Source organism: Flavobacterium sp., assembly GCF_044361065.1.
GTDB lineage: Bacteria > Bacteroidota > Bacteroidia > Flavobacteriales > Flavobacteriaceae > Flavobacterium.
On sequence record NZ_JBIKJI010000077.1, the window covers coordinates 1 to 9,652 of the forward strand.

Sequence of the window (9,652 nt, forward strand, 5' to 3'; positions counted from 1 at the left end):
AAATAAAAGGAAACGGAAGTATCGACATAGAAATAGCACGTTACGCCCTTAAAGCATTAAATGTAGATGCCAATGGTTTAGACGAAATGGATAATAAAATTTTAACGACTTTAATTGACAAATTCAAAGGCGGACCTGTAGGTTTAACCACTTTAGCTACAGCCGTGTCAGAAAATGGGGAAACAATTGAAGAAGTGTACGAACCTTTTTTAATTCAAGAAGGCTTTTTAATGCGAACACCCAGAGGTCGTGAAGCTACAGAAAAAGCCTACAAACATTTAGGAAGAATAAAAGGCCTCAACCAAGGGGAACTTTTTTAAGGTTTATTTTATATGACTTGATCGCGCAAATTTCTGTGCCTACTAAGAGGTTTTTGAATGAAAAATACTATAGTCTGAAAACTTTATAATTTTCACTAGTTATAATATAAGATAATGAATATAAAGAAGGTTGTTTTAAAAAGATCAAAATTCTCACCAAAGAAAACCTTTTGTTCTAAATCCTTTGAAAATATAAAATAAAAAAGCCCCAAAATATAATTTGGGACTTTCCAAAAAAACTAACTTTAAAAATATAATTTTGATTGAGCACGGATATTAATCCGCACCATTGGGTATAACTTTATTGGTTTATGAGGAATGGTGTTTTGCCGTCTGTAACTATAATTTTAGCATTTGGCGATTTAGACAACTCATTAAATGCATCAATACTTCTCAACTTGATAATCTCATTTGTCAACCCTTCTGATAGAATTTTTTGAGCATCTCTGGTTCCTTTGGCTTCTATGATTTTTCTTTCTGCTTCAAATTTTTCTTGTTGCAGTACAAATTCCATTCTCATAGCATCTTGTTCCGCTCTTAATTTACTTTCAATAGATTGAGACAATCCAATAGGAAGTTGAATACTTTTCATCAATACAGATTCAATCGCTATTCCTTTGTTAAGCAAATTGTCAGCCATTTTCTTTAATATGTCAGCCTCAATTTCAGATCTTTTTCCAGAATGCATATCTTTTGCATAATATTGAGAACAGATGTCTGCAGATGCAGATCTAAAAACATTGGCAATAATTCCCTCGTAATTAAGTCCTAAGTCATTTACAATTTTTACTACTTCAGTCTTTTCTAACCTGTAAAGAATTGAAATTTGAGAAGTAATACTTAAACCCTCTTTACTAGGTAAATTTAAGCTTAATTCTAAATTTCTTGTTTGAATGGAAGTTATTACGATTTTTGAAGTAATTGGATTAAAAAAAACAGGCCCTTGACTGTATACTTGATCAGATAATCTGCCTAGCTTTTGTTTTAAACCTACTTCACCTGGTTTTATAGTTACACAACTAGTAAGCGCGAAACTTATCATTAAAATTAAAAAATGTTTTTTCATAACTTTGTTTTTTTCAAATTTCAGCAATTTAATTCATATATTTTTATTTATATTTTGAATATAAAGTATAAATAAAATTTATGCGTATTTATTATTTTAATTTAATTAGTCAAAAATAAAAACAACATTTCGATTTAAAAATTTTGACATTATCAATAAAATAGGCGCTTTAGGCACTTTGTTTGAAATCAAATGTTTTCTAATTTTTATATCTAAAAGAAATTGCAATTTTTTAAACAATCGTTATTGTTATTTCAATGCTTATTTTATCTTTGTGAGTTGATGCAAATGATTATATATGTCTACAAATAACAATAAAAGAAGAGAAGCTTTACTATACCACGCCAAACCTACACCTGGAAAAATTCAAGTAGTTCCTACAAAAAAATATGCTACACAACGTGATTTGTCTTTGGCTTATTCGCCAGGGGTGGCAGAACCGTGTTTAGAAATCGCAAAAGATGTAAATAACGTTTATAAATATACGGCTAAAGGAAATTTAGTTGCTGTAATTACCAATGGAACTGCCGTTTTAGGTTTAGGCGATATTGGTCCAGAAGCCTCTAAACCAGTAATGGAAGGCAAGGCTTTACTATTTAAAATATTTTCGGATATTGATGTTTTTGATATTGAAGTAGATGCCACTGATATTGATAAATTTGTAGAAACTGTAAAAGCCATTGCTCCAACTTTCGGAGGAATTAATTTAGAAGATATAAAAGCACCAGAATCGTTTGAAATAGAACGAAGATTGGTAGAGGAATTAAACATTCCGGTAATGCATGACGACCAACATGGTACAGCAATCATTTCGTCAGCAGCGCTTTTAAATGCGTTAGAAATTGCAGAAAAAGATATTACTAAAATAAAAGTAGTAGTTTCTGGAGCGGGTTCAGCTGCATTGGCGTGTGCTAATTTATATGTCTTATTAGGTGTAAAACCAGAAAATCTATACATGTTTGATGTAAATGGATTATTAACCACTTGTAGAGACGATGTTTCCGAATTACAAATGCGTTATGCAAAATCGTGTTCACCAGGACCATTATCTGAAATAATAAAAGGTGCTGACATGTTTTTAGGATTATCCGTAGGTAATATTCTGAAACCAGAAATGTTATTGTCAATGGCAGCCAATCCAATTGTGTTTGCTATGGCGAATCCAGTTCCTGAAATAGATTATAACGTTGCAATAAATACTCGTGAAGATATCATTATGGCCACAGGTCGTTCTGATTATCCAAATCAAGTAAATAATGTATTAGGATTTCCTTACATTTTTAGAGGCGCTTTAGATGTTAGAGCCAGAAAAATTAACGAAGCTATGAAAATGGCTGCCGTTAGAGCTTTGGCAGAACTGGCAAAATCACCCGTTCCAGAACAAGTAAATATAGCTTACGGCGAAAAGAAATTGGTGTTTGGAAAAGATTACATTATTCCAAAACCTTTTGATCCGAGATTGATTTCAACCATTTCTCCAGCAGTAGCAAAAGCAGCTATGGAAAGTGGCGTAGCAGATATAGAAATTACAGATTGGGATAAATACGCAAACGACTTACAAGAACGTTTAGGTGGCGATAATAAAATTGTAAAATTACTTACAAATAGAGCCAAAACAGAACCTAAAACTATTGTTTTTGCTGAAGCAGATCAGTTAGATGTGCTAAAAGCTGCTCAAATTGTTCATGAAGAAGGAATTGGAATTCCAATTTTATTAGGGAACGTAGAAATTATTCAAGAATTAAAAGAAGAAATTGGATTTGATGCGGATTTAAAAATCATCGATCCAAAATCTAAAGATGAAAATAAAACCAGAGAAAAATACGCGCAATATTTTTGGAAAGCCAGACAACGTAGAGGAACTTCTTTGTTAGATGCTCAAAAATGGATGCGTGAGCGAAATTATTTTGCTGCTATGATGATAAATGCAGGTGATGCAGATTGTATGGTTACAGGATACTCTCGTAGTTATCCAAATGTAGTAAAACCGGTTATGGAATTAATTGACAAACAACAAGGTGTGTCAAGAATTGCTACTACTAACATAATGAACACCAAACGTGGTCCACTATTCTTATCGGATACCGCAATTAATCCAAATCCATCCGCTGAAGAATTAGCAAAAATTGCTTTGATGACAGCTAAAACAGTACGATTGTTTGGCATTGAGCCAGTTATTGCTATGATATCATTTTCTAATTTTGGATCTTCTTCAAGTGATAGTCCAATAAAAGTTAGACAAGCAGTTAAAATTTTACATGAAAACTATCCTGATTTAATAGTAGATGGTGAAATCCAAACTGATTTTGCATTAAATGCCGAGATGCTAAAAAGTAAATTTCCATTTTCTAAATTAGCTAACAAAAAAGTAAATACGTTAATTTTTCCAAATTTAGATGCGGCAAATATTACCTACAAAATGCTAAAAGAATTAGATAAAGTAGTTTCAATTGGTCCAATTATGATGGGATTAGAAAAACCAGTACATATTTTTCAATTAGGTGCCAGTGTAGAAGAAATGGTTAATATGGCAGCTGTTGCTGTTGTTGATGCGCAAGAAAAGTTGAAAAATAAGTTGAAAGCTAAAGCCAAAAAATAAAATTATGATTTCACATATTCAAGGAAAATTAGTAGAAAAAACGCCAACTGAAGTGGTTATTGAATGCCACGGTGTAGGGTATGAAATTCATATTTCATTGAACACCTATTCTCAAATTCCAGATTCTGAAAATGTGAAATTGTACACCTATTTACAAGTGAAAGAAGATTCACATTCATTATTTGGCTTCGCAGACAAAAAAGAACGAGAATTATTTAAATTATTAATTTCTGTTTCAGGAATTGGTGCCAGTACAGCAAGAACGATGCTTTCCTCATTAAATCCAGAACAAATTATTCAAGCCATTGCTTCAAATGATGTTGGAACGGTTCAATCGATTAAAGGAATTGGATTAAAAACAGCCCAACGAGTAATTTTAGATTTGAAAGATAAAGTACTAAAAATTTATGCAATTGAAGAAATTTCTGGAAGTTCATACAATACAAACAAAGAAGAAGCGTTATCTGCTTTGGAAGTCTTAGGATATATTAGAAAAAACGCCGAAAAAGTAGTAGAAAAAATTATTGTTAATTCGCCAGCAGCCACAGTGGAAGAATTAATTAAACAAGCATTAAAAGTATTATAATTTGAAAAAATTACTTAAAAATATAGTTTCAAGAACAAGCATTGTAATTTTTATGATGTTTTTAAGCGTGTATAATTACGCCCAGACAACACCAGTTAAAGAACAAGATTCAGTAAAAACTGGCTATAGTTTGGGACAAATTTCTTTGCCTAATCCTAAAAGTATTATTGATGGCTATACCTATGATCCTGTAACAAATAAATACATTTACACGGCTTCAGTAGATGGTTTTAATATTAATTATCCCTTAATTTTAACTCCAGAAGAATACGAAAAATTGGTTTTAAAAGAAACTATGAGAAAGTATTTCCAAGAAAAACAAAATGCAGTTGATGGGAAAAGAGCAGGTTCTGAAGAAGCAAGAAAAAACTTATTACCTAGATTTTATGTAAATAATAAATTTTTTGAAGCTATTTTTGGAGGAAATACGATTGATGTAAAACCAAGTGGTTCTGTTGAAGTAGATTTAGGTATCCGATTTACCAAACAAGACAATCCTTCTTTTTCACCAAGAAATAGAAGAACGACCGCCTTTGATTTCAATCAACGAATTTCAATGGGGTTACAAGGAAAAGTAGGAACAAGATTGAATGTTAATATTAATTATGACACGCAATCGACATTTGCTTTTCAAAATTTAATAAAATTAGATTACGCACCAACTGAAGACGATATTTTACAAAAAATAGAAGTAGGTAACGTGAGTTTTCCTATTTCAAATTCTTTAATTCGTGGAGCGCAAAGTTTATTTGGTGTAAAAGCCCAATTTCAATTTGGAAAAACCACTTTTACAGGGGTATTCTCGGAACAAAAATCGCAATCAAGATCCATAACGAGTCAAGGCGGTGGAACTATTCAGGAGTTTGACTTTTTTGCATTAGATTATGATTCTGATAAGCACTATTTCTTATCACAATATTTCAGAAATAATTATGATAATGCCTTAAGAAATTATCCAGTAATTGATTCTCGAGCAAAAATCACCAGAATTGAAGTTTGGATTACCAACAGACAAAACAGGGTTACAAATACAGATAACAACTTAAGAAATGTATTGGCTTTGCAAGATTTAGGAGAATCAAAATTAACTAATACCCCAGATAATGAAGTTGTAGGTACGGATTTAACTCTAAATCCAACATTTTTTAATGTAGCAGCAGATACACCAACAGACAATAAAAACAATAAGTTCAATCCTGGAACTATTGGACAAGCAGGTAGTTTTTTAACACCGGCAATTAGAGAAATCGCAACAGCATCTCAAGGTTTTAATTTGGTTTCTAATCCCACAAGTACCTTTTCTGAAGGTATTGATTACTCAAAATTAGAAAACGCCAGAAAATTAGCCACTACCGAATATACGTTTCATCCGCAATTAGGGTACATTTCCTTAAATCAGAAATTGCAAAATGACGAGGTTTTAGCGGTAGCGTATCAATACACCATTGGTGGAGAAGTATACCAAGTAGGAGAATTTGCTAATGATGGTTTAGAATCAACAACAGTTGATCCTGCGGGTGTACCAAGCACACAAGCATTAGTTTTAAAAATGTTAAAAGGAAGTTTAATCAATGTAAGTGAGCCAAGTTGGGATTTAATGATGAAAAACATCTATCAAATTCCTGGTGGAAATCAATTGCAACAACAAGATTTTAAATTTAATATTTTATACCAAGATCCTTCACCTTTAAATTATATTACACAAGCGGGTATTGACGCTTTGCCTTCTAATGTTGCCAATACACCTTTGTTGAAAGTATTTAATTTAGATAAGTTAAATTTCACGAACGACCCACAACCAAATGGAGATGGATTTTTCGATTTTTATCCTGGAATTACTGTAGATTCTCAATACGGAAGAATTATTTTCACTACGGTTGAACCATTTGGTAAACACTTATTTAATAAATTAGATGTTACTACCTTAACGGAAGATTACGACACGCCATTATCATACAATTCAAACCAAGCAAAATACGTTTTCAGGACTTTATATAAATCTACACAAGCTGCTGCTTTACAAGAAAGTTCAAAAAATAAATTCAAATTAAAAGGTAGTTTCAAATCTGCTGGTGGCGATGGAATTTCTTTAAACGCGTTTAATGTACCGCAAGGAAGTGTTGTAGTTACTGCAGGCGGAAGAGTTTTAGTTGAAGGGGTAGATTATACCGTAAACTATCAAGCAGGTCGTGTTAATATTTTAGACCCATCTTTGTTGGCATCAAATACACCAATTAATGTTTCCTTAGAAAACAATTCAGTTTTCGGACAACAAACCAAAAGATTTTATGGTTTAAATGTAGAGCATAAATTTAATGAGAAGTTTTTATTAGGTGCGACTTTCTTGAAAGTAACAGAAAGACCATTTACGCAAAAAGCAGATTACAATCAAGAATCTGTAAATAATACAATAGTTGGTTTAAATACTAATTTTTCAACTGAAGTGCCTTTTTTAACAAGGTTGGTAAACAAATTACCAAACATTGAAACTGAAGCGCCTTCTAATCTGTCTTTCAGAGGAGAGTTTGCATATTTGTTTCCAAATGCACCAAAAGCTGCAGATTTTAATGGTGAACCAACTTCGTACATTGATGATTTCGAAGGAACTCAATCTAATATTGATTTAAAATCACCTTTAGCTTGGTCGTTAGCGAGCACACCAATAGGCTTTGGTGGTGAATTAAATGAAGATAATCAAGTATATGGATACAAAAGAGCTAAATTGTCTTGGTATAATATTGATCCAATTTTTTATGTAAACAAGCCAGCAGGAATTACTGATAACGATATTTCTACCAATAAAACCAGAAGAATTTTTAGTCAGGAATTATTTCCAAATATCGATATCCCTCAGGGACAAACTAATGTAATTAATACGTTAGATTTAACCTATTATCCAAGAGAACGTGGGCCATACAATTACAATCCAGTTGCTGCATCAAACAATCAATTTCCTGCTATAGATGCACCTAATAATTGGGGAGGAATTATGCGCGCCATTAATACTACAAATTTTGAACAATCTAATGTAGAATATGTGCAGTTTTGGATGATGGACCCTTATTTTGGTATTACATCAGATGTTACAAATCCTTCAAATACCGGAACATTAACCTTGAATTTAGGAGAAATTAGTGAAGATATATTAAAAGATGGAAGAAAATTATATGAAAACGGTTTGCCAGAAAATGGAGGTACACAGCCAACGTATTCTACAAACTGGGGTAAAGTACCCGCATCTCAATCTTTAATTTATGCATTTGACACAAACGATGCCAATAGAGGGGTTCAGGATGTGGGTTTAAATGGATTGAATGATGTGGAAGAAAGGATTAAACACCCAGCTTTTGCCGCTTTTAATGATGCTTCTGCAGATAATTATCAATATTATTTAAATACTACAGGAACTATTTTAGATCGCTATAAAAATTATAATGGTTTTGAAGGAAATTCACCAATCACAGTAACCGATACGAATAGAGGAAATTCAACAATTCCCGATGTGGAAGATTTGAATAGAGACAATACTATGAATACGATAAATGCGTATTATAAATTTAATATTCCAATTTCTCCAAATCCAGTTGTAGGACAAAATTATGTGGCTGATGTTCTTACTACAACCGGTTCTGTACCTAACGGGAATGCCATTCCTGTTAGATGGGTACAATATAAAATTCCAATTTTAGAGGCAACTGCTGCAAATATTGAAGGACCAATTACCGATTTTAGAACCATTCGATTTATGAGAATGTTTTTATCTGGCTTTAATGATGAAGTAACACTTCGTTTAGGATCTTTAGATTTAGTTAGAGGCGAATGGAGACGTTACGTGTATACTTTAGATGCCTTAGATGCCGATGTGTCTAACGACGATACAGGTTTTGATGTAGTAGCTATAAATATTCAGGAAAATGCGAACAGAAGCCCTATCCCATATGTAGCTCCTCCAGGTGTAGATAGAGAACAATTGTTTAATAACAATACGGTTATTAATCAAAATGAACAATCTTTATCTTTAAGAGTGTATAAAAAAGATCCTGCAAATGTAGGTTTTGGAGGATTAGAAGAAAATGATTCGAGAGCCGTTTTTAAAAATGTAGATGTGGATATGCGTCAGTACAAAAAGCTACGTATGTTTTTACACGCAGAGCCTTTAAAAACAGATATAGATAACGGTACAAATTTAAAAGATGATGAATTAGTGGCTTTCATTCGTTTAGGAAATGATTTTACTGATAACTTTTACCAGATTGAGATGCCGTTAAAAGTAAGTTCTTTAAACGCCAGAACAGCAGAAGATATTTGGTTAGCAGATAACGAAATAGAATTGCCTCTTGCTTTATTATCTAAAATTAAAAGTTTAAATATTGCTGGTGATGGTTCAATTGTTCCAGATGCCAACGGAATTGCATTTTTAAATGAAAGTGTTTTAGGTTCACCAAAAAGCAGATTAAATATTGGTATTAAAGGAAATCCTAATTTTGGTCAAGTAAGAACCTTAATGATTGGGGTAAAAAACCCAAACCCATCTGCTACAGGTCCGTTAAGAGGAGAGGTTTGGTTTAACGAATTGCGTATGTCTGAAATGGATAACAAAGGCGGTTATGCTGCAGTAGCTAATTTAGATACGAATTTGGCCGATTTTGCCACTTTTTCTGCAACAGGTAGAATTAGCACTATTGGTTTTGGTGCCTTAGAACAAGGTCCAAACGAAAGAAGTCGAGAAGATGTAAAACAATATGACATCGTATCAAATTTTAATGTGGGTCAAATTTTACCTAAAAAATGGAAACTAAATTTACCATTTAATTATGCTGTAGGCGAACAAATAATCACACCAAAATACGATCCTTTATATCAAGATTTAGAATTAAAAGAAGTAATTGCTGCGGAATCAAATCAGAATAAAAAAGAAGAAATTAAAAACCGTGCCATAGATTATACTAAGCGTACGAGTGTAAACTTTATTGGTGTTAAAAAAGAAAGAGGCGACAAACAAAAACAACATTTTTATGATGTAGAAAACGTTACGCTTTCATATTCTTTCAACGAAATGTTACATCACGATTTCCAAGTAG

At 32.4% G+C, this 9,652-nt stretch carries 5 protein-coding genes; 4 read left to right on the forward strand and 1 reads right to left on the reverse strand.

Features of this window, described 5'->3' with window-relative positions:
- On the forward strand, window positions 1–320 hold a 320-nt coding region (locus tag ACIQ11_RS06060), incomplete at its 5' end, for a Holliday junction DNA helicase RuvB C-terminal domain-containing protein (protein ID WP_396153764.1).
- A 301-nt stretch (window positions 321–621) separates the two neighbouring features.
- Here the strand turns inward: ACIQ11_RS06060 and ACIQ11_RS06065 are convergent.
- Window positions 622–1,386, reverse strand: a complete 765-nt coding sequence (locus tag ACIQ11_RS06065; protein ID WP_396147985.1) for a prohibitin family protein — start codon at window positions 1,384–1,386, stop codon at window positions 622–624.
- 298 nt (window positions 1,387–1,684) lie between these two features.
- Here ACIQ11_RS06065 and ACIQ11_RS06070 point away from each other — a divergent pair, with 298 nt between their 5' ends.
- From ACIQ11_RS06070 to sprA, 3 genes are all read left to right on the forward strand, one after another.
- Entirely contained in the window at window positions 1,685–3,985 is a 2,301-nt protein-coding gene (locus tag ACIQ11_RS06070; RefSeq protein WP_396153766.1) for an NADP-dependent malic enzyme, read from the forward strand.
- Between the two features lie 4 nt (window positions 3,986–3,989).
- The gene (ruvA, locus tag ACIQ11_RS06075) at window positions 3,990–4,571 is read left to right on the forward strand and encodes a Holliday junction branch migration protein RuvA (protein ID WP_396153768.1); all 582 of its coding nucleotides are present in this window, start codon (window positions 3,990–3,992) and stop codon (window positions 4,569–4,571) included.
- 52 nt (window positions 4,572–4,623) lie between these two features.
- Window positions 4,624–9,652 (forward strand): cell surface protein SprA (gene sprA, locus ACIQ11_RS06080; RefSeq protein WP_396153770.1); only part of this gene is annotated, 5,029 nt, incomplete at its 3' end.